The organism is Janthinobacterium sp. SUN176, from assembly GCF_030587335.1.
GTDB classification, from domain to species: Bacteria; Pseudomonadota; Gammaproteobacteria; order Burkholderiales; family Burkholderiaceae_D; genus Janthinobacterium; species Janthinobacterium kumbetense.
Map to the genome: position 1 here is coordinate 55,721 of NZ_JAPWIA010000001.1, position 23,018 is coordinate 78,738.

Annotated in this window: 22 protein-coding genes, 4 tRNA genes, 2 pseudogenes and 1 riboswitch; of the genes and pseudogenes, 14 read left to right on the forward strand and 14 right to left on the reverse strand. The window is 62.7% G+C overall.

Annotated elements, in window-relative coordinates; translation table 11 throughout:
- Window positions 1–141: 141 nt before the first annotated feature.
- The 3 genes and pseudogenes from O3299_RS00265 to O3299_RS00275 form a co-directional block, all read left to right on the forward strand.
- Window positions 142–773 (forward strand): annotated as a pseudogene (locus tag O3299_RS00265) (IS5 family transposase); the annotation flags it as partial.
- Between the two features lie 130 nt (window positions 774–903).
- A pseudogene (locus O3299_RS00270) lies at window positions 904–1,071 on the forward strand (transposase); the annotation flags it as partial.
- 240 nt (window positions 1,072–1,311) lie between these two features.
- Window positions 1,312–1,995 (forward strand): PEP-CTERM sorting domain-containing protein, encoded by a 684-nt coding sequence (locus O3299_RS00275; RefSeq protein WP_305061242.1) that lies wholly within the window; start codon window positions 1,312–1,314, stop codon window positions 1,993–1,995.
- Window positions 1,996–2,094: 99 nt separating this feature from the next.
- Here the strand turns inward: O3299_RS00275 and O3299_RS00280 are convergent.
- Both O3299_RS00280 and O3299_RS00285 read right to left on the reverse strand, forming a co-directional pair.
- Window positions 2,095–2,170, reverse strand: a tRNA-Lys gene (locus O3299_RS00280).
- A gap of 79 nt (window positions 2,171–2,249) precedes the next feature.
- Window positions 2,250–2,325, reverse strand: a tRNA-Lys gene (locus O3299_RS00285).
- A gap of 119 nt (window positions 2,326–2,444) precedes the next feature.
- On the opposite strand from O3299_RS00285, the gene O3299_RS00290 reads away from it, so the two are divergent.
- Together O3299_RS00290 and O3299_RS00295 are read left to right on the forward strand one after the other, a co-directional pair.
- Window positions 2,445–2,903: a MarR family winged helix-turn-helix transcriptional regulator gene (locus tag O3299_RS00290; protein ID WP_099664977.1), complete on the forward strand. Its 459-nt coding sequence runs from the start codon at window positions 2,445–2,447 to the stop codon at window positions 2,901–2,903.
- Window positions 2,900–4,387: an MDR family MFS transporter gene (locus O3299_RS00295; RefSeq protein WP_305061243.1), complete on the forward strand. Its 1,488-nt coding sequence runs from the start codon at window positions 2,900–2,902 to the stop codon at window positions 4,385–4,387. Before O3299_RS00290 ends, O3299_RS00295 begins: the two co-directional genes overlap by 4 nt.
- Here the strand turns inward: O3299_RS00295 and O3299_RS00300 are convergent.
- Window positions 4,381–5,469, reverse strand: coding sequence for an NADH:flavin oxidoreductase/NADH oxidase (locus O3299_RS00300; protein WP_305061244.1), 1,089 nt, complete (start codon window positions 5,467–5,469; stop codon window positions 4,381–4,383). The genes O3299_RS00295 and O3299_RS00300 overlap by 7 nt on opposite strands.
- Before the next feature lie 106 nt (window positions 5,470–5,575).
- On the opposite strand from O3299_RS00300, the gene O3299_RS00305 reads away from it, so the two are divergent.
- Window positions 5,576–5,917, forward strand: a complete 342-nt coding sequence (locus tag O3299_RS00305) for a helix-turn-helix transcriptional regulator (RefSeq protein ID WP_305061245.1) — start codon at window positions 5,576–5,578, stop codon at window positions 5,915–5,917.
- Between the two features lie 122 nt (window positions 5,918–6,039).
- Window positions 6,040–7,170: an acyltransferase gene (locus O3299_RS00310; protein ID WP_305061246.1), complete on the forward strand. Its 1,131-nt coding sequence runs from the start codon at window positions 6,040–6,042 to the stop codon at window positions 7,168–7,170.
- Between the two features lie 31 nt (window positions 7,171–7,201).
- On the opposite strand, the gene O3299_RS00315 is transcribed toward O3299_RS00310, so the two are convergent.
- The 11 genes from O3299_RS00315 to ybgC all read right to left on the reverse strand — a co-directional run bounded on the left by O3299_RS00315 (window position 7,202) and on the right by ybgC (window position 13,627).
- Window positions 7,202–7,507, reverse strand: a complete 306-nt coding sequence (locus O3299_RS00315) for a type II toxin-antitoxin system RelE/ParE family toxin (protein WP_305061247.1) — start codon at window positions 7,505–7,507, stop codon at window positions 7,202–7,204.
- Between the two features lie 69 nt (window positions 7,508–7,576).
- On the reverse strand, window positions 7,577–7,780 hold the full coding sequence (locus O3299_RS00320) for a stability determinant (RefSeq protein WP_305061248.1): 204 nt from the start codon (window positions 7,778–7,780) through the stop codon (window positions 7,577–7,579).
- Window positions 7,781–7,924: 144 nt separating this feature from the next.
- Window positions 7,925–8,000 (reverse strand) — tRNA-Lys (locus O3299_RS00325).
- 89 nt (window positions 8,001–8,089) lie between these two features.
- A tRNA-Lys gene (locus O3299_RS00330) sits at window positions 8,090–8,165 on the reverse strand.
- Window positions 8,166–8,232: 67 nt separating this feature from the next.
- Window positions 8,233–8,991 carry a tol-pal system protein YbgF gene (gene ybgF, locus O3299_RS00335; protein WP_099664974.1) on the reverse strand — a complete coding sequence of 253 codons (759 nt, stop codon included), beginning with the start codon at window positions 8,989–8,991 and terminating at the stop codon, window positions 8,233–8,235.
- Between the two features lie 134 nt (window positions 8,992–9,125).
- Window positions 9,126–9,647 carry a peptidoglycan-associated lipoprotein Pal gene (pal, locus tag O3299_RS00340; protein WP_034786578.1) on the reverse strand — a complete coding sequence of 174 codons (522 nt, stop codon included), beginning with the start codon at window positions 9,645–9,647 and terminating at the stop codon, window positions 9,126–9,128.
- Between the two features lie 43 nt (window positions 9,648–9,690).
- Window positions 9,691–10,968: a Tol-Pal system beta propeller repeat protein TolB gene (gene tolB / locus O3299_RS00345; protein ID WP_099664973.1), complete on the reverse strand. Its 1,278-nt coding sequence runs from the start codon at window positions 10,966–10,968 to the stop codon at window positions 9,691–9,693.
- Window positions 10,965–11,984 (reverse strand): cell envelope integrity protein TolA, encoded by a 1,020-nt coding sequence (gene tolA / locus O3299_RS00350; protein WP_305053545.1) that lies wholly within the window; start codon window positions 11,982–11,984, stop codon window positions 10,965–10,967. The genes tolB and tolA overlap by 4 nt, the downstream gene beginning before the upstream one ends.
- Window positions 11,985–12,032: 48 nt before the next feature.
- A complete protein-coding gene (locus O3299_RS00355) occupies window positions 12,033–12,473 on the reverse strand; it encodes an ExbD/TolR family protein (RefSeq protein WP_242428498.1) in 441 nt (146 codons plus the stop codon).
- 15 nt (window positions 12,474–12,488) lie between these two features.
- Complete coding sequence (gene tolQ / locus O3299_RS00360; RefSeq protein ID WP_034759183.1) at window positions 12,489–13,178, reverse strand: protein TolQ; 690 nt, start codon at window positions 13,176–13,178, stop codon at window positions 12,489–12,491.
- Between the two features lie 47 nt (window positions 13,179–13,225).
- On the reverse strand, window positions 13,226–13,627 hold the full coding sequence (gene ybgC / locus O3299_RS00365; RefSeq protein ID WP_046682324.1) for a tol-pal system-associated acyl-CoA thioesterase: 402 nt from the start codon (window positions 13,625–13,627) through the stop codon (window positions 13,226–13,228).
- 314 nt (window positions 13,628–13,941) lie between these two features.
- Window positions 13,942–14,066: riboswitch (ZMP/ZTP riboswitch) on the forward strand.
- Window positions 14,067–14,177: 111 nt separating this feature from the next.
- Between ybgC and glyA the strand changes: the two genes are divergently transcribed.
- The 7 genes from glyA (at window position 14,178) to O3299_RS00400 (ending at window position 22,976) form a co-directional block, all read left to right on the forward strand.
- Window positions 14,178–15,425 carry a serine hydroxymethyltransferase gene (gene glyA, locus O3299_RS00370; protein ID WP_034786580.1) on the forward strand — a complete coding sequence of 416 codons (1,248 nt, stop codon included), beginning with the start codon at window positions 14,178–14,180 and terminating at the stop codon, window positions 15,423–15,425.
- A gap of 144 nt (window positions 15,426–15,569) precedes the next feature.
- Entirely contained in the window at window positions 15,570–16,031 is a 462-nt protein-coding gene (gene nrdR, locus O3299_RS00375) for a transcriptional regulator NrdR (protein WP_077401309.1), read from the forward strand.
- A gap of 242 nt (window positions 16,032–16,273) precedes the next feature.
- The gene (gene pilV / locus O3299_RS00380; protein WP_305061249.1) at window positions 16,274–16,843 is read left to right on the forward strand and encodes a type IV pilus modification protein PilV; all 570 of its coding nucleotides are present in this window, start codon (window positions 16,274–16,276) and stop codon (window positions 16,841–16,843) included.
- Window positions 16,840–17,799 (forward strand): PilW family protein, encoded by a 960-nt coding sequence (locus O3299_RS00385; RefSeq protein WP_305061250.1) that lies wholly within the window; start codon window positions 16,840–16,842, stop codon window positions 17,797–17,799. Before pilV ends, O3299_RS00385 begins: the two co-directional genes overlap by 4 nt.
- A gap of 39 nt (window positions 17,800–17,838) precedes the next feature.
- Window positions 17,839–18,468 (forward strand): PilX N-terminal domain-containing pilus assembly protein, encoded by a 630-nt coding sequence (locus O3299_RS00390; protein WP_305061251.1) that lies wholly within the window; start codon window positions 17,839–17,841, stop codon window positions 18,466–18,468.
- Window positions 18,469–18,560: 92 nt separating this feature from the next.
- On the forward strand, window positions 18,561–22,415 hold the full coding sequence (locus tag O3299_RS00395; RefSeq protein WP_305061252.1) for a pilus assembly protein: 3,855 nt from the start codon (window positions 18,561–18,563) through the stop codon (window positions 22,413–22,415).
- A gap of 57 nt (window positions 22,416–22,472) precedes the next feature.
- Window positions 22,473–22,976: a type IV pilin protein gene (locus tag O3299_RS00400; protein ID WP_305061253.1), complete on the forward strand. Its 504-nt coding sequence runs from the start codon at window positions 22,473–22,475 to the stop codon at window positions 22,974–22,976.
- Window positions 22,977–23,018 lie beyond the last annotated feature (42 nt).

The window sequence follows — 23,018 nt, forward strand, 5'->3', positions numbered from 1 at the left end:
GCTGTTCCGATGTTGACGCTCGACGGCTTGTCTTTTGATCGTTTGAGAGAGGGTAAGAGCACCTAACAAAACGTCGTCCCCGGAAACAAAGGGCACCGATGCTGGTCAAACCTACCTGACATCATTTTCGAGGGCCGCGCCATGGCCAAAGCACTTTTTCCTGATGACCTGTGGGCGCTGATTCAGCCTTTGCTGCCAGCACATCGTCCCTCTCCCAAAGGCGGGCGTCCTCGTATTGACGACCGTGCCGCCTTGACCGGCATCCTGTTCGTCCTCAAGACCGGCTTGCCTTGGGAATATCTTCCCCGTGAACTCGGTTGCGGCAGCGGCATGAGTTGCTGGCGGCGTCTACATACCTGGCAACAAACCGGCACGTGGCAACGCATCCATGACGCCATGCTGCAGCACTTGCGGGAATACGACAAAATTCAGTGGGAACGCGCCAGTGTCGACTCGGCCAGCGTGCCATCCCCCTCGGCAGACAGCATACCGGCCCCAATCCCACCGACCGCGGCAAGCTCGGATGCAAGCACCATCTGCTCGTCGATCAACGCGGTCTGCCTCTGGTGGCGAGCATATCGGGGGCTCAGGTACATGATTCCCGAATGCTCATTCCCCTGCTTGATGCCGTCCTTCCAGTAGCAGGTCTTGCTGGCCGTCCACGCAAACGTCCTGCCAAACTGCATGCCGACAAGGCCTACGCTTCGCGTGCCCATCGGGCCTGGTTGCGCAGCCGTGGCATCGTTCCACGCATAGCCCGCTACGGCATTGAGTCGCGCGAACGCCTAAGTAACCCCCAATAAATTATTGTGATTTCTGACTTCCATAACCGGCGCTCTGCGTCGCAGCGGGCGCCTTGCATAGCATCCAGTTCTGTTCGTCATAAATTCACAATAATTTCCTGAGAATTACTTAGGTAAATGGCGATGGGTGGTCGAACGCACAATGGGCTGGCTGCACCGCTTTCGCCGATTACGCATCCGCTACGAGCGCCGTGCCGATATCCATCAGGCATTCCTCTCGCTTGCCTGCATACTCATCTGCTGGAGATACATTCAGAGGTTTTGTTAGGCGTTCTAAGTCTCAATCCAGGTTTGTTTTTTATTTGGTTAATTCATATTTTTTTGGAAAATTATCGTATTTAATTGAGTTCAGTGAAGTATTTTCCTGCGGCGATAGGATAGTGAGTGTGTGGAAGCTATCAAGTGAGGTTGTATTTTTAAAAATCGGTAGTGTTGAAATAATAATTGATAGTGTGTTTCATTTCAGTTAACATATATTTGTTAATGTAAATATAAGGAAATGTATACTATGATTTTTTTGAGAGTTGCGGCGATTTTTTTAGCACTGACATGCGCTTCTGCCAATGCTCAAACAATTGTCACATATGATATAAAAAATGGGCGTGCAAAGGATGCAGGGAACTGGAATAATAATTACGATGGAACGCTAACGCGAGTTCATCCCACATTGGATTTGATTTATGATTACAGTGGAGGTAAAGGATCGTTGAATGATGGAATAGTTCCGAGTGGCGTTGAGAGTACCCAGTTCATCTATTCCCCTGATAATCCGATAATTACTTTGCACTTGTCGGGTCAGAGTATTATTCATGAGATGAATTTTTATAGTATGTTGCACGCAGGAAATGTCTCTGCTGGAAATTTGTCGGGGGCAAAGATCAGCTTTGGCGATCAGTCGCTATACTTGAATGCGACTAACTGGGGACCAAAATGCAGCAGTAATCTGTGCAATAATGGATTCAGTTTTGCCGGAACGGCTCTGGAGGGAATTGCCACGGATGTAATAACGATTAGTGATTTTAAAAATATAGGTAATGGTTTGCCCCTATATGCCATTGGTGAGATTGTCTTGAATGGATCGTTGGTATCGCCCGTTCCTGAGCCAAGTACCTATGGAATGTTGCTTGTCGGAATTGTTGCGATTGGGTTGCAGGCAAGAAGGCGCCGCGGCGCCAAATCTGATATGGCTTGAGATGCCAGGGAGGGGGTATGTAGGACTGTCGTGTGCTAGCGCAGATGCGGCGGAAACAGAAAAGCCCACGAACCGGGTTCTGGGCTTTTCTGAAGTATTTGGTAGGCCGTGCGGGATTCGAACCTGCGACCAACGGATTAAAAGTCCGCTGCTCTACCAGCTGAGCTAACGACCCAAAAAACTTTTTACTACTACTGCGGTAATGCTGCGCGGTGATGCTTGCCATGAAGGCTTGCAAACAAACCACAAATTCTTGGTAGGCCGTGCGGGATTCGAACCTGCGACCAACGGATTAAAAGTCCGCTGCTCTACCAGCTGAGCTAACGACCCAAGGGCGGCTATTATGACGGCCAATGGCGGTTTTGGGAAGGGCGGGGATGGAAAAAACCTTGCGCAACGCTCGGGGGCGGACTAATATAGGTAGGTAGTCTACCTACTTATATATTTCCATGCCCACTACCGAAGACCTTCCCATCCCCGAACGCGCGCTGGCGCTGTCCGATGAATTGCGCACGGCGTTCAAGCGCCTGCTGCGCTCCATGCAGCGAGAAGGGGGCGAGCTGGAAGGCGGCGTGTCGATGATGCAGTACATGCTGCTGGCGCTGATCCACGAGCAGCCCGGCATCGGCGTGGCCGCGCTGGCGCGCCTGCAGAACGTGCGCGGGCCCACCGTCAGCGCGCAGGTCAAGTCGCTCGAAGAGGCGGGTCTCGTCGAGCGCAGCGCGCCCGATCCGCAGGACCGGCGCCGTTCCGGCCTGCACGTGTCCGCGCATGGCCTGGCCATCCTCGACACCTTGCGCGCGCGGCGCCGCGATGCGCTGGCGCGGCGCATCGCCCGCCTGACGCCGCAGCAGGTCGACGCGCTGGCCGCCGCCATGCAGCCGCTGCTCGAGATAGGCCAGGCATGAGCGGCCTCGGCACACCCGCAGGCGCAGAGGCGCCATTGACGGAGCGCGAAGTGCGCGCCACCTACCTGGGCCTGATGGCCGTGCTGGGCCTGGGCGCGCTGGACCAGAGCATCGTCGCGACGGCCTTGCCGCGCATCGTCGATGACCTGGGCGGCATGGCGCACCTGTCGTGGGTGGTGACGGCGTATGTGCTGGCCTCGACGGCCACCATGCCCCTGTACGGCAAGTTGGCCGACCAGTACGGCCGCCGCCCCATGATCTTCACGGCCTTGCTGACCTTTTTGCTCGGTTCCGTGCTGTGCGGACTGGCGCAGAACATGACGGAACTGATCATCTTCCGCGCCATCCAGGGCCTGGGCGCGGGCGGCTTCATGCCGCTGGCGCAAATCATCATCGGCGACATCGTGCCGCCCGCCGAGCGGGGCAAGCGGCAAGGCATGGTGCCCATCGTGTTTGCCGTCACCAGCGTGCTGGGCCCCGTGCTGGGCGGCGTGATCACGGACGCCTTGTCGTGGCACTGGATTTTCTTTGTCAATATTCCCGTCGGCGCGGCCGCCTTCGTCATCATCGCGCGCGCCATGCGCAAACCCGCGCCCGCGCATGCGCACCGGATCGATTATCTTGGCTCCGCCTTGCTGACGGGCGCCGTCACGGCGGCGCTGCTGGTGCTGGCATTGGGCGGCACCGAGTGGCCGTGGGATGCGCTGGCCATCAAGGTGTGCGGCGGCGTCGCCGTGCTGCTGGGGATCTGGCTGGCGTTCCACGTGGGGCGGGTGGATGAACCCGTGCTGCCGCCCGACCTGTTCGAGAACCGCACCTTCAATATCGCCAGCCTGGTGATGGCCATGACGTTCATGGGCCTGATGGGCGCCAGCGTCTTCTTTCCCCTGTTCTTCCAGCTGGTGATGGGCACCAGTCCCGCCGAATCGGGCGTCATGACGGTGGCGATGATGGTGGGGCTGGTGGCGTCGTCGATGTTCAACGGCCGGGTGCTGTCGCGCTCGGGCAAGTACAAGATGGTGCAGGTGGCGGGGCTGGCCGTGGCGGTCGTGGCGTTTGCCGTGCTGGCCTGGGCCATGGAAACGTCGCGCGGTTACTGGATCATCGAGCCGGCCATCTTCTTCCTGGGCACGGGGCTGGGGCTGGTGATGCCGAACATGACGATCGCCGTGCAAAATGCCTTGCCGCTGGCGCGCCGCGGCGTGGGTACGGCCATGCTGGCCTTCTTCCGCTCGCTGGGCGGCTTGCTGGGCGTGACGGCGTCCGGCGCCATCCTCGCCCGCCAGCTGCACCAGCATGGCGTGGAAGCCGTTTCGGCGCTGGGCGCGCAGGCGGCCGTGCAGACGGTGGAGGTGTACCGCCATGCGATTGCCAGCGTGTTCGGCGCCGGCGCCGTGCTGCTGCTGGTGGGGCTGGTCTTCCTGCTGTTCCTGCCGGAACTGCCCCTGGAGGGGCATCCGGCGACGGTCAAGGATGATCAGTAGCGTTCCAGCCAGTGCGCGTAGGGCGCCGGCAGGGTCCACGAGGCGCGTTCCACGCCGAGTTCCTTGGCGGCAAAATATGCCCAGTGCGGGTTGGCCAGGTGCGCCTTGCCGACCATCACCACGTCCAGCTGTTCTTCCTTGACGACGCGCTCTGCAATCGCCGGCGTGCCGAAGCCCCAGGCGGACGAGACGGGCACGCCCGCTTCGCGTCGCACTCTCTCGGCAATCGGGCCCATGAAGGCAGGGCCCCAGGGAATCGCCACGTCGGGAATGGTAAAGCCCATGCTGACACTGATCATATCCATGCCGGCATCCTTGAACTGGCGCACGAGGGCTATCGATTCGAGCAGGGTTTGCTCGTCGCGGCCGTCGAATTCCAGCACGCCGAAGCGGATGGTCAGCGGCAGGTGCTCGGGCCACACTTCACGCACGGCTTTCAATGTTTCCAGCAGGAAGCGGCTGCGGTTTTCCAGGCTGCCGCCATAAATGTCCTCGCGCTGGTTCGAGTGGGCGGAAAAGAAGCTTTGCGCCAGGTAGCCGTGGGCGAAGTGCAGCTCCAGCCATTCGAAGCCCACTTCGCGGGCGCGCACGGCCGCGTCGACGAAGTTCTGTTTCACGCGGGCAATATCGTCGAGGTCCATGGCGCGCGGCACTTTCGGCAGGCCGCCGCCAAAGGCGATGGCGGACGGGGCGATGGTTTGCCAGCCGCGCGCGTCGCCTTGCGCGATATGGTCGTCGCCTTCCCAGGGGCGGTTGGCGCTGGCCTTGCGGCCCGCGTGGGCGATCTGGATGCCGGGCACGGAGCCGGCCGCCTTGATGGCCTTTACCACCGGCACGAAGGCTTGCGCCAGATCATCGTTCCAGATGCCCGTGCAGCCTGGCGTGATGCGGCCTTCGGGCGCCACGGCCGTCGCTTCGACGATCACCAGGCCGGCGCCGCCGCGCGCCATGCCCGCGTAGTGCGACAGATGCCAGTCGTTGGCCTGGCCATCGACGGCCATGTACTGGCACATGGGCGGCACGGCGATGCGGTTGCGCAGGGTGATGTCTTTGAGGGTGTAGGGCTGGAAGAGGGCGGACATGGTGGCCTTTGTGTTTGTTGGTGGAAATGTCAGGGAATGCTGATTCGGTAGTTCGTAAATATTCGAAGAATGGAATTAGTATAGCGCATGCTGTATGATTCTGCTCATGCGCCCACACAAACATCCTCCCGCCAGCGAATTCGTCCTCGAGCGCGTGCTGTACGCCCTGAGCGATTCCATCCGCCTCGACATCGTGCGCCACCTAGCCCGCGTCGACGCGGCCGCTTGCGGCGATCTCGATGGCGGGCGGCCGAAATCGACCGTTTCCCACCATTTCAAGGTCTTGCGCGAAGCGGGCCTCGTCTACACGGAAAACGCGGGCACGACGCACATGAACACCTTGCGCCGCGCCGATATCGAGAGTCGCTTCCCCGGCTTGCTGGAGGCGATCCTGGCGCAGCAGCCCTTGGTGTCCGAGCCGCCGCAGGCGGAAAAGCCGACAGTTTAGCCGCCTGCCGTGCCCCGCCATTTTTCAGGCTCGGCTATGATATCGGCCTTTCGGTAAATCCTCAGCCGCGCGCCTGTTGCGCGATGGGCTGGCGACACTGCCTGGCATGGCAAGGGATGGGAATGACGGCAGCAGCAGTGGTATCACAAGCGGACCTGGCACATCGTCCGCAGTTTGGCTGGATCAATGGTTTGAAGGCAGGCGCGGCGCAGTTGATCGTGTTGCATCACCTGGCGTTTTACGGGCCCATGTCCGACTACGTGCAACCCCTGTGGCCCGAGCTGCTAGGCTGGCTGGGCGGTAGCGCGCGCATCGCCGTGCAAGTGTTCCTCGTCATCGGCGGCTTTCTCGTCGCCAAATCCCTGTCGCCCGCCGGCCGCCCCGGCATTGCCACGCCGCTACAGGCGATCTGGCGCCGCTATGCCAAGCTGGCGCCGCCTTTCTTGGCCGCCACCTTGCTCGCGGCCATCGTCACGCCCGTGGCCGGCATCTGGATGCTGCACGACTCCATGTCGGCCGCCGTCACCCTGGGCCAGCTGAGCGCCCATGCCTTGCTGCTGCACGGCGTGCTCGGCTACGAGTCGCTGTCGGCCGGCGCCTGGTACGTGGCCATCGATTTTCAGCTGTACTTGCTGACGGTATCGCTGCTGTGGCTGGGCGGCCGCCTGGCGGGCCAGCGGCGCGGGCACTGGCTGATGCCGCTGGCCGTCACCGCGGGCATCACTTTTTCCTTGCTGTATTTCAATCTCGACGCGGGCTGGGACAATTGGGCGCCGTATTTCTTCGGCAGCTACGGCCTGGGCATGCTGGCCTGGTGGGCCAGCGATCCGGCCCGGAAACCCGCTGCCATGACCGCGCTCATGGCCATGGCAGCCGTGCCCGTCCTGCTGGCCCTGGCCGTCGACTACCGCAGCCGCATCGCCCTGGCCCTGATCGTCGCCTGCGCCCTGTTCCTGTTCGGCCGCGCCCGCACGCCGTCCCAGGGCGGCGCCTGGAACGTCATCAACGCCCTGGGACGCATCTCGTATGCCGTGTTTCTCGTCCACTTTCCCGTCAGCCTGCTGGTCAATGCGCTGTTTATCAGCTATGTCCCGCTTGAGCCGGAGTGGCAGGCGCTGGGCATGCTGACGGCCTGGGGCGCCAGCCTGGCGGCCGGCGCCGCGTTTTACCGCTGGGTGGAGGTGCCGCTGGGGCGGGCGATGGGCAGCGTGGTGGCGCATCTGGCCGGGAGGCCGGCGCTGGTGTCGCGTTAACGACTGGTTTCCGGTATGCGGGGAGGGGGGCTCAGGGATATAATTGCCGTGTATGCATGACGGCAAGAATTTCTATTGCGCTTGCTTCAACGCGATATACGACGACATAGTTTGGGTGGGCTACCAGTTCCCGCGTTCCGGCAACTCTTCCGGTCCGGTATAAATGAGGATGATTTGGAAGTTGGGAGATGGCGTTGTCGATGTCGTTGTAAAGCTGAAGTGCTGCTGGCGGGTTGCGCTGCGCGATGTAAGTGAGGATCGCGGTCAAATCTTCCTGCGCTTTAGAACACCTATCAAAACCTACTGCGCGTCGTAATTTGCGGCCTGCGATGCTCACTGTACCTTCGTACAGTTGCGCTTCTCAACCACAACTTACTTCCGCTCGCTACGGTTTTTTTAGGCGTTGTTAGCCTTCCATCGAATCGGCAGCACGGTCATCAGGCTGGGCTGCGACGATTTTCTTCAGTTGCGCCATGACCGCTGCATGTGGATGGGCAGGGCGGTCATCATTTAATGATGCCGATACCTTTGCGCGAAACCAGTGGTCATAGGTTTCGGCTGCTTCCGCTGTCTCAAATGCGGACGTGGTCGAGGGTAGGGGGTCGTTCATGATTGCCTGATTATACGACAGTTCGACAGGGGCGCATCGGAGGTGGCAGGGTGTTTGATTTGCATCAGCGGTCGCATCCCGCGCAGGCGATGCTGCCGAAAACAAAAAAAGCCAACCGCGAACGGTTGGCTTCTTCATAGTATTTGGTAGGCCGTGCGGGATTCGAACCTGCGACCAACGGATTAAAAGTCCGCTGCTCTACCAGCTGAGCTAACGACCCAAAAACTTTTTACAACAACTTCGGTAACACTGTGCCGTAAAAAAATGCTTGCTATAACAACTCGCAAGCAGATCAGTACTGCGTATTCGTGGTAGGCCGTGCGGGATTCGAACCTGCGACCAACGGATTAAAAGTCCGCTGCTCTACCAGCTGAGCTAACGACCCGAAGAAGAAAGATTATAGGGGGTGCCCGGGATTCTGTCAAACCTAACGGGCAACTTTTTCCCCGCTTTTACTTTTTGCCGCCCCGTTCCTTGGCCGCCTGGGCCGCACTGGAGTCCGGGTAGCGCGAGATCAGGGCGTTCAGCGTCTTGGTCGCGTTCGGCTTGTCTTTCAGCTCCGTGTAGCAGCTGGCGATGTTGAGCATGGCGTCGGGCGCTTTCGGGCTGTCCGGGTAGTGTTTCAGCACGGCCTGCTGGGCCGTGATGGCGCTCTTGCAGTCGCGCTGGGCGTAATAGGCGTTGCCCAGCCAGTATTGCGCGTTGGCCGCGTAGGCCGATTCCGGATAGCGTTTCACGAAGCCGTCCAGGGCCGTCACGGCGCCTTTGTAGTCGCCCGACTTGAACAGGCCGAACGCGGATTCGTATGCGCTTTGCTCGGACACGCCCACGGCCGCTTCCTGGCCGTCGATGGTGACCTGGCGCGGTTCGAGCTTGCGCAGGCGCGCGTCGATATCGGTGTAGAAATCCTTCTGGCGCTTTTGCGTGTTTGCCAGGTCGTTGCCCAGTACTTCGATCTGGCCGCGCAGGCGGGCGATCTCCTGCATGGTCTGGTCGTGCTGGTTGAGCAGGCTCAAGGTGCTGGTCTTGTCCGCCTTGGCGTCGATGCGGCTGTTCAGGTCGCGCGCCATGGCGTCGACCTTGGCGCGCAGCTCGAGGATGGCCTTGCGTGCTTCGTCGTCATCGAACAGGGCGGCGTTGGCGTGCAGGGGCAGGTAGGCAAACGCGGCCATCAAGGCGGCGGCGACGCCGGCTTTCGAGAATGTCATCATGAGTCGGGCTTTCAAAAGTTACGCAAACATGCAAACGGGGCGCCGGGCGGTGAATCACCGCGCTGCGCCCCATTATTATGCCTATGACTGGCCAGTTAGGTAAGCGTCAATGCTGCCGCGCTCACCCCTGAACATCAATAAACGATGTCAGCGCGGCGGTTTTCTGCCCATGCTGCTTCGTTGCTGCCTTGAGCTTTAGGCTTTTCTTTGCCCAGCGACACGGCTTCCATTTGGCCTTCTGGCACGCCCAGGGCTGCCATCGACTTGCGCACGGCTTCAGCACGTTTCTGACCCAGGGCCAGGTTGTACTCAGCGCCACCGCGTTCATCGGTGTTACCTTGGATCAGGATCTTGCGGCTAGGCGTTTTCACCAGGTAGCCAGCGTGGTTTTGCACGACTGGGGTGTCCGCTTCGCGCACGACGTATTTGTCGAAGTCGAAGTAGATGCTGCGGTTGGCCAGCACGCCTTTTGGATCGTCCAGTGGATCGACCGATGCGGTCGTTACTGGCTGAACTTGACGGGTGTCAACTGGAGCGACGACTTTTTCAGGAGCGCGCTCAACCACTGGGGTCTCTGCTACTTTGACTGGGGTGCTGCAGGCGGACAGCAGGGCTGCGGTAGCGGCGATGAAAGCCAAACTTTTAAAGTTACTCATTTTTATTCTCCGGGTCATGGTTAAAGGTGAAACTGTACAGCATTTACTTCATAAAAGGACCCCAGGTGGGCTCCTTGATATTGCCAGCTTGCGTAGTCAAACGCTGTTTGACGCGGCCATCCACCGATACCACTGCCAGCGACTTGCGTCGTCCGGATTCGGTCGCGTACATGATATATTTCCCGTTGGGCGAAAAGCTCGGTGATTCGTCGTTGGCGGTGTCCGACAGGCGCAGTTCCTGGCCACTAGCCAGGTCGAGCGCGTAGAGCTGGAAATTGCCGTCGCGACGGGAAATATAAGCGAGTGTCTTCCCGTCGGACGAAATCCGCGGGCTGATGTTGTAGGAGCCGCCAAACGTCACGCGCTTGGCTTCGCCACCGCTGGTCGACATGCGGTAGATTTGTGGTCCGCCGCTGCGATCGCTGGTGAAATAAATGCTTTGGCCATCGGCCGAGAATTGGGGTTCCGTATCGATGCCGCTGCTGGTGCTGACGCGGCGCAAGCCGCTGCCGTCGGCATTGACGGTGTAGACCTGGGTATGGCCGTCGCGCGACAGGGCCACGGCCAGGCGCGAGCCGTCCGGGCTCCAGCTCGGCGCCGAGTTGCTGCCTTTTTCATTCGACACGATGGTGCGCTGGCGCGTCACCAGGTTTTGCACGTAGACGATGGGCTTTTTCTTTTCGAACGACACATACGCGACCTTGGTGCCGTCCGGCGACCACGACGGCGAAATGATGGGCTCGTTCGAGCGCAGGGCGACCTGGATGCCTTCGCCATCGGCGTCGGCCACTTCCAGGCGGTATTCGCGGCCCGATTGCGTGACGTAGGCGATGCGCGTGGCGAACGCGCCTTTGACGCCCGTCAACTTTTCATAGATATCGTCGGCGATCTTGTGCGCCAGCAAGCGGTTGAATTGCGGCGCGGCCGCATTGTTCATGCTGGAGATCTGGGCGCCCTTGATGGTGTCGAACAGCTTGTAGCGCACGTCCAGGCGGCCATCGGCCATGCTTTGCACGGTGCCGGCCGCCAGCGCGTCGGCGCCGCGCGACTTCCATTGCTCGTAGCTGACGGGCGCCGTTTCCGACACGGGCGCATCGGCGTCGATCAGCTTGAACACGCCGCTGCGCGCCAGGTCGGCCTTGATAATGCCCGACAGCGATTGCGGCGCCGCCGATTCATTGACGAAACTGGCGACAGCTACCGGGATCTGGTTGCTGCCGATCCCCGTAATCTCCACGCGCAGCTGCGCCTGGGCGCCGGAGGCTCCCAGCATCAGGCCGGCGCAGAGCACGACATAGCTCATTTTTTTCATGGTCATCATTTAGGCAAATCCTTCATCTCGAATATGAGTTCAATCTCGCGTTCCACGGTGCCGTCTTTTTTCTTCGGCAGTGGCGACGATTTATTAATGGCGTTTTCCACCGAGCTGTCATACGCCGGCAGGCCGCTACTTTTAATCTTTCGGACCGAAATAATTTCCCCAGTTGGCAGTTGCTCGATCTTGAACACGGCGCGCGGGTTGCCCGGCACGTCCGTGCTACCGCTGTACGCGATATTGCTCTTGATCTTGCTCGTCAGGGCAGCGACATAGCCGCTGTCCTTGCGTGGCGCGGTCGCTTTCGCGGCCGTACCTGTTGTGCCATTGCCTGCCTGCGCCATCAAACGCTTCATGTCATCGGCACGCAATTTGTCGGCTGCCGCTTTTTCAGCCGCCGCTTTTTTCGCCTTGGCCGCTTTTTCGGCCGCCGCTTTTTTATCGGACAGTTCTTTCTCGGCTTTTTCTTCCGCCGCTTTTTCTTTCTCTTTTGCTTGCTTGGCTTTCTCCAGCTTGTCGGCCTTTTCTTTTTCCAGCTTTTCAGCCTTGTCTTTTTCTTTCTGCTTCTGTTTTTCCAGTTCGCGCTTTTCTTCCTCGCGTTCCTTCAATTCCTGCTTGCGGCGTTCTTCCGCTGCCGCTTTGTCTTTTTCTTCTTTCAGCTTGGCCTTCTTGCGTTCGAGGGCGATCTCCGCCTCGCGCAGGTCGACCTTCGGCTCGGGCGCGGCCACGGGCGGCGGTGGCGGCGGGGCCGGCTGTTCCACTTGCGGTTCCGGCGGCGGCGCCGGTGTCGGTTCCGGTTCCGTCGCCACTTCGGGCGGCGGCGCGGCCGTCTGCACTTTCAGGTCCCATACTTCCGCTTCGACGGCGACAGGTTCCGTATTTTGCCAGTGTACGCCCACCCACAGGAAAAACAGCAGGCCAAGGTGCATCGCCAGCGCCAGGCCCAGCGAGGGCCAGCGGCTGCGTTCGCGCGGCACGCTGTAGGGCTTGCCGAGTACATGGTCGATTTGTTTGGTCTGCAAAGTCTAGTCTATCTAAAAACGGTCAAGTCTGGAAACAGGGTGCTGCGCTTACTTGGTGGCCAGGCCGACGCGGGTAATGCCCATCTTTTTCGCTTCCGAAATGAGCTGGATCACATCGTCGTACTTGCTTTCCTTGTCGCCCGCGATCATCACGGGATAGTCGGGATTGCTTTCGTGCAAACCGCGCAGCTTGCGCAGCAGGGCGTCGCGGTTCGGTTCCGTTTCCGGCGACAGCTGTTCCTTGCCGATGACGCCGATCGACAGCGAACCATTCGGCTTCAGCACGATCTGAATATAGTCATCGGGCGGTTTCGCCGACCTTTCCGCGTTGGGCAAGTTCACCACGCTGGGATTGTTCGACGACGGCATCACCATGAAAATGATCAGCAGCACCAGCATCACGTCGATATACGGCACGACGTTGATCTCGGACTTGAACTTGCGGCCACGGCCACCGCGCATGCCGCCACTATTAAAGGAGGAACCCATGAAACTTGCTCCCTCTTAGCGCGACTGGCGCTGCAGGATGTTGGAGAATTCCTCGACGAAGCTCTCGAAGCGGATCGCCAGGCGGTCGATGTCATGCGAAAAACGGTTGTAGGCGACGACGGCGGGAATGGCCGCGAACAGGCCGATGGCGGTGGCGATCAGCGCTTCGGCAATGCCGGGCGCGACGGCGGCCAGGGTGGCTTGCTGCACGTTGGCCAGGCCGCGGAAGGCATTCATGATGCCCCAGACGGTACCGAGCAGGCCGATGTACGGCGAGACGGAGCCGACGGACGCGAGGAAGGCCAGGTGCGATTCGAGCACGTCCATTTCACGCTGGAAGGCGGCACGCATGGCGCGGCGTGCGCCGTCGAGCACGGCGCCGACGTCCAGCGCTTCGCGCGAGCCGTAGGAAGCCTTGCCCTTGATGAACTCGCCCATGCCGGCATCGAAGATGCGGGCCAGCGCGCCGCTCTGGTCGCGGTTGCCGCTGGCGTTCTGGTGCAGCGCATGCAGGTTGCCGCCAGCCCAGAAGCTGCGTTCGAATTCGATGGTTTGCTTGCGCGCCTGGCGCACGGCAAACATCTTGCGGAAAATGTAGGTCCAGCTGGTCAGGGAAATCAGCAGCAGCAGGGCCATGATCAGTTGCACGATCAAATGGGCATTGGAGATGAGCGCGAGGAAAGAAAGATCTTGTGTAACGTTCATTGGCTGGCAGTCTGTTGGGTGAATTGTCCGGAGGTGGCGGGTAGGGCTCAGGCGGCGCGCATGCGGGCCGCGACTGCATCAGGCACGGCGCGCGGGCGCAGTGCCGAATCGACGCAGCCGATCTTGACGCGTGCCGTGTTGAGCAGGCGGTCGCCGCACCAGGCTTGTTGCAGGAAAACGATGGAGGCACGCCCCATTTTTTCTATGCTTAAGGTTAATCTTACCGTGTCATCGAGCCTGGCTGGCGCATGATAGTCGGCGTTGACGCTTTTGACAACGAACATCGCGTCATGCTGTTCCAGCAATTCCTGCTGGCCCACGTCGATGGCGCGCAGCCATTCGGTGCGCGCGCGCTCGAAGAATTTCAGGTAGTTAGCGTAATAGACGATGCCGCCGGCGTCGGTGTCTTCATAGTAGACACGTACGTTCCAGGTAAAGACTGAAGGCATGTTTATTGCGCCAGTAGTGAGATTGAGCAACATTTTACGCGATTTTTCTTCTTGTGACTGTGGGCGCTTGCTGGAAAGCCATGCAAAAGCTGCATATAAGTTGCACCGCAGCATTGTAAATCCGGCGTGTGCAATGGCAAGCTTCGTAACATACGCTTACATGCCATGGCCAGGTTTAAGCCCAGCTTAAAAGCCGCGGCCATCCCCGGGGCGGCCTGTGGCCGCGCCCGGGCTGCGATGGCGCGCGGCGATTATAGCCGCACGGTTGCATTCCTTGCTCAATTTGGGTACTTAACTTACAATTTGACTTCCATTACGTCTCACGTGACTGGCGAAAAGTCGGGCGATCTCCATGAATGGCGGTCGGCAAACCGGCGAAAGGTGGGCACCCACCGGGAAACGTGAGATTTTTCATCAGCCGTTCGCCTGGGTAGCCACTATGGAAAAGCACGAAGAGGCTGCCTGTCCAATGTTGTTATTCACTTAACGCCGGCTCCCCTCATTCGATCCAACCTGCCAGTACAAGCACCCTCATACTTGGAGTTTTTACATGTTTGCAAAAGATCACAACCTCGCCAACGTCGATCCTGAATTGTTCGCCGTCATTCAAAAAGAGAACACGCGCCAGCACGACCACATCGAACTGATCGCGTCGGAAAACTACACGTCGCCAGCCGTAATGGAAGCGCAAGGCTCGCAGCTGACGAACAAGTACGCCGAAGGCTACCCGGGCAAGCGCTACTACGGCGGCTGCGAATACGTCGACGTGGCCGAGCAACTGGCCATCGACCGCGTGAAACAGCTGTTTGGCGCCGAATGCGCAAACGTGCAGCCGAATTCCGGCTCGCAGGCGAACCAGGGCGTGTTCTTCGCCATGTTGAAACCAGGCGACCTGATCATGGGTATGTCGCTGGCCGAAGGCGGTCACCTGACCCACGGCATGCCGCTGAACATGTCCGGCAAATGGTTTGACGTCGTGTCGTATGGCTTGACGGCGGAAGAAGACATCGACTACGAGGCGATGGAACGTCTGGCCCGCGAACGCAAGCCAAAGCTGATCATCGCCGGCGCGTCGGCATTCTCGAAAAAGATCGACTTCGAACGCTTCAGCAAGATCGCCAAGGAAGTGGGCGCCTACTTCATGGTCGACATGGCCCACTACGCCGGCTTGATCGCCGCCGGCCTGTACCCGAACCCGGTGCCGTTCGCCGACTTCGTCACCTCGACCACGCACAAATCGTTGCGCGGCCCGCGCGGCGGCATCATCCTGATGAAGGCCGAACACGAAAAAGCCATCAACTCGGCCATCTTTCCTGGTATCCAGGGCGGCCCGCTGATGCACGTGATCGCCGGCAAGGCCGTCGCCTTCAAGGAAGCGCTGAGCCCTGAATTCGTCGAATACCAGAAGCAAGTGATCAAGAACGCCGACGTGCTGGCGAAAACCCTGATCAAGCGCGGCCTGCGCATCGTGTCCGGCGGCACCGAATCGCACGTCATGCTGGTCGACCTGCGCGCCAAGAACCTGACGGGCAAGGAAGCCGAAGCCATCCTCGGTTCCGCGCACATCACCTGCAACAAGAACGGCATCCCGAACGACCCGCAAAAACCGTTCGTCACCTCGGGCATCCGCCTGGGCAGCCCGGCGATGACGACGCGCGGTTTCAAGGAAGCGCAAGCGGAAGAAGTGGGCAACCTGATCGCCGACGTGCTGGACAATCCGCATGACGCCGCCACCATCGAGCGCGTGAAAGCGGCCGTGAAAGTACTGGCCGACGCGCACCCAGTGTACGCAGCATAATTATTTGTCCAGAATGTGTCATACGGAGTAAGATTCTGTATGACACATTCCAGTCGTGCCCAAGGGCGCCCGGAGTGATTCGGGCGCCCTTTGTACAAGGGCGGCGATTTCCCGTAATTATTACTATAAAGTTGTAGCCAGCCCATGAAATGTCCATTTTGCCAGCACGGCGACACCCAGGTTCTCGATACGCGCGTATCGGAGGAAGGGGATGCCATTCGGCGCCGCCGCCGCTGCGGCAAATGCGACAAGCGTTTTACCACGTACGAACGCATTGAACTTATCATGCCGGCCGTCGTCAAAAAGAATGGCAGCCGGACGGAGTTCGCTGCGGATAAGTTGCGCGGCAGTTTGATGCTGGCCTTGCGTAAGCGTCCCGTCGCGGCCGCCTCTGTGGATACGGCCATCGCGTCCATCCAGGAAAAGCTGCTCACCAGCGGCTTGCGCGAAGTCGAATCCGGCTATATCGGCGAACTCGTCATGCAGGAACTCAAGCGCCTGGACAAGATCGCCTACATCCGCTTTGCCTCCGTCTACAAGAATTTCGAAGACCTGGCCGAGTTCCAGGACGCGATCGCTGAAGTGGGCCAGGCGCGCAAGCCCTGACGCTCACCCGGACATTCACTTTGCCGTCAGCGGGGCCGCTCCAGCGCCCCGTGTTCACCATGCCAGCGCTTGCCTTGCAAGCGGTCTGATCAATACCAACGCCGTTCTTCTCGACTTATCATCGCTCTGTTTGCGCTAGCGCAGACGCGGGTTTTTGCGCGCGCCTATCTTGTAGCTGGGCCGCCTGTTCCTGCGGCTCTTTCTGCGGAAGGGAGTAGCGCATGCGCAAGGACGGTCGCACTATGTTTCCTGCGGATGGCAGCAGCCTCGTCGAAGTGCTGGTGTCGCTGCTGCTGTTGGCGCTGGGCCTGCTGGGCGCCAGCATCCTGCAATTGAACGCCCTGCGCGCGCGCCACGAGTCGGCGCTGCTGTCGGCGGGCGTGCAACTGGCCGCCGGCATGGCCGAGCGCATGCGCGCGAACAACGTGCTCATGAATGGCCCCGATGCGGGCAATCCCTACCTGAACGTGGCATATGCGGCGGCGGACGGCGCCGAAGCTGGCGGTGGCGCGCCGGACTGTCTTGGCGCTGCCGCCTGCGGCGCGGCCGAACTGGCGCAATTCGACATCGCCGAATGGAAGCAGGGGCTGCACGCGGCCTTGCCCGGCGCGCGCCTGCGCATCTGCCGCGACCTTGCCGCGTGGGATGCCGCCGCCCAGGGCTTGCAGTGGGCGTGCAGCGGCGGCAAGGGGGCGCCCATCGTCATCAAGCTGGGCTGGCGCGGCCGGCTGCCCGATGGCTCGCCCGCCGTGAATGCGGCAGGCGAGTCGCTGCCCAGGCTGGCATTCCAGCTGGGCGGGGGCGGCGCATGAACGGCGGGCATCGTGGCATGAGCCTGGTCGAATTGCTGGTGGCCCTGTCGCTGGGTGCGCTGTTGATGCTGGCCGCCAGTAGCGTGCTGCTGGCGGCCAGCGGCAGCTATGGCGACCAGTCCGCCAGCGCTCGCCTGGATGACAACGCCCGCTATGCGCTCGACGCCATCGCCCGCGCCGTGCGCCAGACGGCGTATGTGAATTGGGACAGCAGCGCCGCGCCCGTCGCCCATGCGGATTACGACAGCGCGAATATCGCCGGTCTCGACGCGCGCAGCCTGGGCAAGAACAGCGACGGCATCAGCGGCGCGCTGCCCGGCGCCCTGCATGGCAGCGACGTGCTGGCCTTGCGCTATTACGGCGCCGGCAAGGAAGAGGGCGGCGACGGTTCCGTGCTCAATTGCGCCGGCTTCGGCGTGGGCGCCGCGCAAACGGAGGCGCAGCGGGGCTGGAGCATTTTCTACGTGGCGCAGGGCGCCGATGGCGAAGGCGAGCTGCGCTGCAAATACCGGGGCGCGAACGGCTGGGGCGCGGACGCCGTCATCCGTGGCGTCGATGCTTTCCAGGTGCTGTATGGCCTCGACACGGATACGCCGCCTGACGGCGTGGCGAACCGCTATGTCAACGCCAGCACGCTCGACGCCTACGATGCGGCGCTGCTGCTGGAGGGGGCGGACGCGGCTGCGCGCCAGCGCGATTTTCAACGGCGCACGCACTGGAAACGCGTGGCCAGCGTGCGCGTGGCGCTGTTGCTGCATGGCGAGGCGGAACCGGCTGACAAGATGGCGGAACTGGGGCCGGCGCAGTTCGACCTGTTCGGCAAGGCGTATGCCGAGGCGCATGGCGCCGGCGACACGGGCGTGCGCATCGCGCGCGCATCCTTGCCTGCCGCGACGCGTTCGCGGCTGCGGCAACTGGTGCAGACGAGCATCATGCTGCGCAACGGGCCGGCCTAGGCGGGCGGCGCGATGGCTGGCGCGGGCGTCCGCTGTTGCGTGCCTTGGCGCCCACCTCGTGCGCGATGCGGCGGCGCCACCCTCGTGTATGTGCTGTGCCTGCTGGTGATCATCTTGTTGCTGGGCATTTCGGCGGCGCAGATGGCCTTGCAGGGAGAAAAGGCGGCGCGCGGCGAGCGCGACCGGCAGATCGCGTTTCAGGCGGCGGAGGAGGCACTGGTGGATGCGCAAAACGATATCGAAGGCTTGCCCGGCGCGCCGGGACGCAGCAGCCTCTTCGCGCCAGGCAGTGCGGCCGGGTTCTCGGACGGCTGCGGCGAGGGAGGCGCGCTGGGCTTGTGCCTGCCCGCGGCCCCGGAGGCGCCGGCCCTCTGGTTGAGCATGGACCTCGATGGCGCAGAAGGAAGCAGCCGCGCCGTGCCGTATGGCCAGTTTACGGGCGCCGTCATGCCGACGGGGCAGGGATTCCTGCCGTCGCGCCGACCCCGCTACCTGATCGAATTGCTGCCGTTTCACCCGCCCGGCGCGCAGGCCACGACAGTGGCCGGCGGCCTGGCTACGGAAAGCTATGTGTACCGCATCACGGCCATCGGTTTTGGCGCGCAGGAAAGCACGCAAGTCGTGCTGCAAAGCTATTACCGCAAGCAGGCGGCGGGAGCGGGGCCATGAGGGCGTCGTGGTTCATCTTGCCGCCCACTTTGCCGTCCACTTTGTGGCCTGCTTTGCGGTCTGCCCGGCGGCATGCCGGCTGCGTCTGGCTGATGCTGTTGGCCTGTCTGGCCAGCCTCTGTTGCGGCGGCGCCCTTGCCGCCGCCGTCCCGCCGGTGACGCTGGCACGGGCCGACGCGGGCTTGCACGGCGCCAGGGTGCCGCCGAATCTGTTGCTCAACCTGTCCTTCACGCATGCGGCAGCCGCTGCCGCGCATGGCGGCGAGTATGCGCCGCAGCGCGAGTACGCAGGGTATTTTCATGCGCGCATGTGCTACAGCTATCCGTATCGCAGCAAGGATGGCGTCATGCTGCCGGACTTGCGCGTAGCGACCGCTTACTTCTCCGTGCTGAAACCGGCCGATGCGCTGCACGGTTGCGGCGGCGATAGTTTCAGCGGCAACTTTCTCAACTGGGCCAGCACCAGCATGCTCGACCTCGTCCGCTACGCGCTGACGGGCGGCGACCGCGTCATCGACGAAGTGCGCAAGACGGTGCTGCAGCGCGCCTACCTGCCTGATGCCGGCAGCCCCATCGACTTTTTTGCCCACCCCGTCTTTTTCCCGCGCAAGGTCTTGCAGGCCGGCGTGGCGGCGGCGACGCCATTTGCGCTGGCGCAACTGGCCATCGTGTCCTGCCGCAACCGCCTGCTGTTCGGCGACGCCAGCCTTGGTCAGTCTGCGGGCGGCACTTGCGATGCGCCTGGCCTTGCTGCCACGCACGGGGTGTTCCTCGCGCGCGTGCGCGTGTGCGACGCTGATGAGGGGCCGCTGCGCGACGACTTGTGCCTGGCGTATGGTAAGAACTACAAGCCGGTGGGTGCCGTGCAGCGCCATGGCGGCAGGGTGCGCGTGGGCGTGTTTGGTCATTTGAACGGCATGCCCGCCAGCGCAGGCCCCGTGTATGGCGGCGTGCTGCGCGCGCCGCTGGCCCATGTGGGCAGGCAGCGCTGGACGGCGCCCGACTATTTGCCGCAAGACAATGCCGGCGCCGAGTGGAATCCCGCCACCGGCGTGTATGTGGCCGAAGCTGCGGCCCAGGGCGCGGGCCTTGGCGGCGGGGTGACCGCTTACATCAATGGCCTGGGCCGCGGCAATGCGGGGCATCCTGGCGCGTACGCCAGGGCGGCGGCGCTGGCCGAATTGCTGTACGAATCGCTGCGCTACCTGCAGGGACGGCAAGCGAGCGCCCCGGTGCCGCCTGCCACGGCCCCGCCTGCCATCGACGACGGCTTGCCGGTCGTGACCCAATGGAGCGACCCGCAAACGGCCAGTTGCCAGCGACATATCGTCGTCAGCCTCGGCGATGCGGGCATGGCGGGCGACCGTTACGTGCCCGGCAATGTCCCGGTCACTCCCGCCGCATCCGGCGACCGCGCCCGCGCGCCGGACGGTTTTGCGCCGCCGCCGTTCGATGCGATGGCCTGGACGCATGCGGTGGGCAGCCTGGAAAGCGGCGGCATGCCCGGCAATCCCGCGCCACGGCCGGAGCTGGCGGCGCTGGAATTGCTGGCCGACGGGGCGGGCGGCGCCAGCTACCATGCGGCGGGCCTGGCCTACTGGTCGCACGTGCAGGCTCTGCGTCCCGGCGGCAAGAACGACGGCGGTGCAAAGGTCGAGCACTATGCGGGCGACTTGCGCCAGGGCGACCCGGCCGGCGAATCTGCTGCCACTCCCGCCTCTACACCCTTGCTGCTGGCGTCCAAGTATGGCGGCTTTCTCGATGCGAATGGCGACGCCAACCCCTTCAAGAGCGCGACGGGCGGCGCGCTGGATGAATGGAGCCTGGACGGCCGCTGGCCCGGTCATTACTTGCCCGGCAGCGATCCGGCCGCCCTGATCGCGGGACTGCGCGCAGCCTTCGCGGCAGCCGATAAGGGCACCTTGCCGGCGGCGCTCGCAGGACCGGCCCTGATGGCGCTGGCCACCGGCACGGAAGAGGCATACTGGTTCCAGACGCAGCTGCGCCTGGCCGATGGCGGCATGACTGTGTCGCGCACCGCGTTTGCCGTGGGGGCCGATGGCGCACTGCTTCCCGGCAAGCCATGGTGGATTGCCGGCGGACAGGACAAGCCCGTGCCGGATGGCGCGCCTGCGTCCTTGCGTCCCGTCTACACGCTCGACGCCCAGGGCAGCCTGATGCCGCTGGCCTGGAACCGCCTCGACGCAGTGCAGCGCGGCGCATTCGACAGTGGCGATGGCCGGGGCGAGGCGCGCCTGGCGTACCTGCTGGGCCAGCGCACGCACGAGGTGGGCCAGCCAGGCGGTTTCCTGCGGCGCAGGTCAGGCAGCCTGGGCGCAGCACCCTATGGCAATCTCGTGTACGTGGGCGCGCCCGGGCTGGGCATGCCGGGCACCGGCTATGGCTTGCACCGTCAGGCGCTGCTGCAGCGGCGCAGAATGCTGTACCTGGGCGCCAGCGACGGCTTGCTGCATGCCTTCGATGCGCGCACGGGCAGCGAATTGTTTACCTATCTGCCGCAAGCGCTGCTGCACCTTGCGCCAGCCGCTGCGAGCACTCACTACAGCTCCGGCCCGCTGCTTGACGGCGCGGCGGCCACGGCGGAAGTGCTGGCGCTGGGACATTGGAAGACGGTGCTGGTGTCGGGCATGGGCGGCGGGGCGCAGGGCGTGTTTGCGCTCGATATCACCGACCCGGCCCGCTTCGCGCAAGACGGGGCGCTGTGGGAATTTACGGACCGCGACGACAGGCTGATGGGCAATGTGCGCGCGCCGCCCGCCTTCGCCCGCATCAATATGGGTGGCAAGGAGGGCGCGCCGGCCTACCGCGACTTTGCCATCGTCGCCAGCGGCTACAACAACCATGTGAACGATGGCAAGGACACGACGGCGCCCGCGTCGGCCGCCGCCATCTTCCTGCTGGCGCTGGACAAGGCCCCCGGCACGCCATGGGTGTTGGGAAGTAATTACTTCCGCCTCAAGGTGCCCGTGGCCAGCGGCGGCGGCCATGACGCTGATGCGGGCGCGAACGCGGATGTGGACGCCATGCCCCGGGCGCTGGGTCCGCCCGCCGTGGTGCCGGGCAGCGACGGCGCGCTGGCGTATATGTATGCGGGTGATTTGCAGGGCAATATCTGGCGCCTCGACATGGCTGGCGGGCCGCCGTGGAAGGAGGGGCAGGGACGCAAGCTCGTCTTTGTCGCGCGTGATGCGCAGGGCCGGCGCCAGCCCGTGACGCAGCAACTGAGCGTGGCCTACGCGCCCGGCGGCGGCTATGTGCTGCTGTTCGGCACGGGCAAGCTGGTCGAAGCGGCCGATACCTGGCCTTCCGCCTTCCTGTCGCAGTCGTTTTATGCCGTGCACGACGATCTGCGGGAATCATCTTCCACGCGCAGCCGGGCCGACCTGGAGCAGCGCAGCCTGGGCGAGGCGACGGGCGGCCTGCGCGTCGACGGCGCCGAATTGCGCTACACGGGCAGCGACGCTATGCGCGGCTGGTACCTCGATTTTATGCAGACCGCGCAGACGGGCGAACGCAGCGTCAGCAGTCCCGTGCTGGCCGCCGGCAAGGTGATCTTCAACACCGTCTTGCCGGGGCGCGACCCTTGCGCCAAGCCGGCCACGCGCCTGTACGTGCTCGATGTGCTGAGCGGCTTTGCCGCCGATGGCGCCGGTGTCGTGCAGGCGGGTGCGCAGACGGGGCGTTTGTTCGATGGCTTGGCGCGCGCGCCGCCGCTGGCGCTCGAACTGAACAGCACGGTGGGCGCCCCGACGGCGGCAGGGCGGGCCGAGGGGCGCAAGGAACTGGCCGTGCTGCAACCGGGCTTGCCTGGCGCAGCCAGCGGGGCGGCGCTCAAGGTCGTCAGCGCGCCGCTGCCGGCCCGGCGCCTCAGCTGGCGCGAAGTGGCGAACTGGCGCGAATTGCACGAGGCGGCCAAGAAAAAATAGGCATGGCAAGGCCGGCGCAGCGTATCGGCTGGGGCTGTTTGGAAAGGGGGAAATCGCATGGGGACGTTGGCAAGGCGGAACTGGTGCACTGCAAACGGAAGCGCTCCTGCTGCCAACCCGCCGGGCTTCAGCCTGATCGAACTGCTGGCCGTGCTGGCGATCGTGAGCCTGTTGCTGGCGCTGGCCGCGCCCGCTTACCATGGCCATGTCGTGCGCGCCAAGCGGGTGCAGGGGCAGGCGGCCCTGCTGCGCCTGATGCAGCAACAGGAGCGCTATTATTCGCAAAACAATCACTATCTGGCCTTTTCCTCGGCGTCGCCCGCGCCGCAGGCGCAGCAGTTTCCCTGGTGGTCCGGCGAAGGACCGGCTGCCGGCAGCGCGTATGAAATCGAGGCGCTGGCCTGCCCCGGCGCGACTATCGGGCAATGCGTGCTGTTGCGGGCCATGCCGGGCACGGCCAAGGTCGATGCGCAATTCCAGGATGCCGATTGCGGCGTCCTGTCCTTGAACAGCACGGGCCAGCGCGGCAGCAGCGGTCCCGCCAGCCATTGCTGGCCCTAGGCCATGGTTGCGCTGGCGCGGGCACGAGGCAGCGGGGATTCA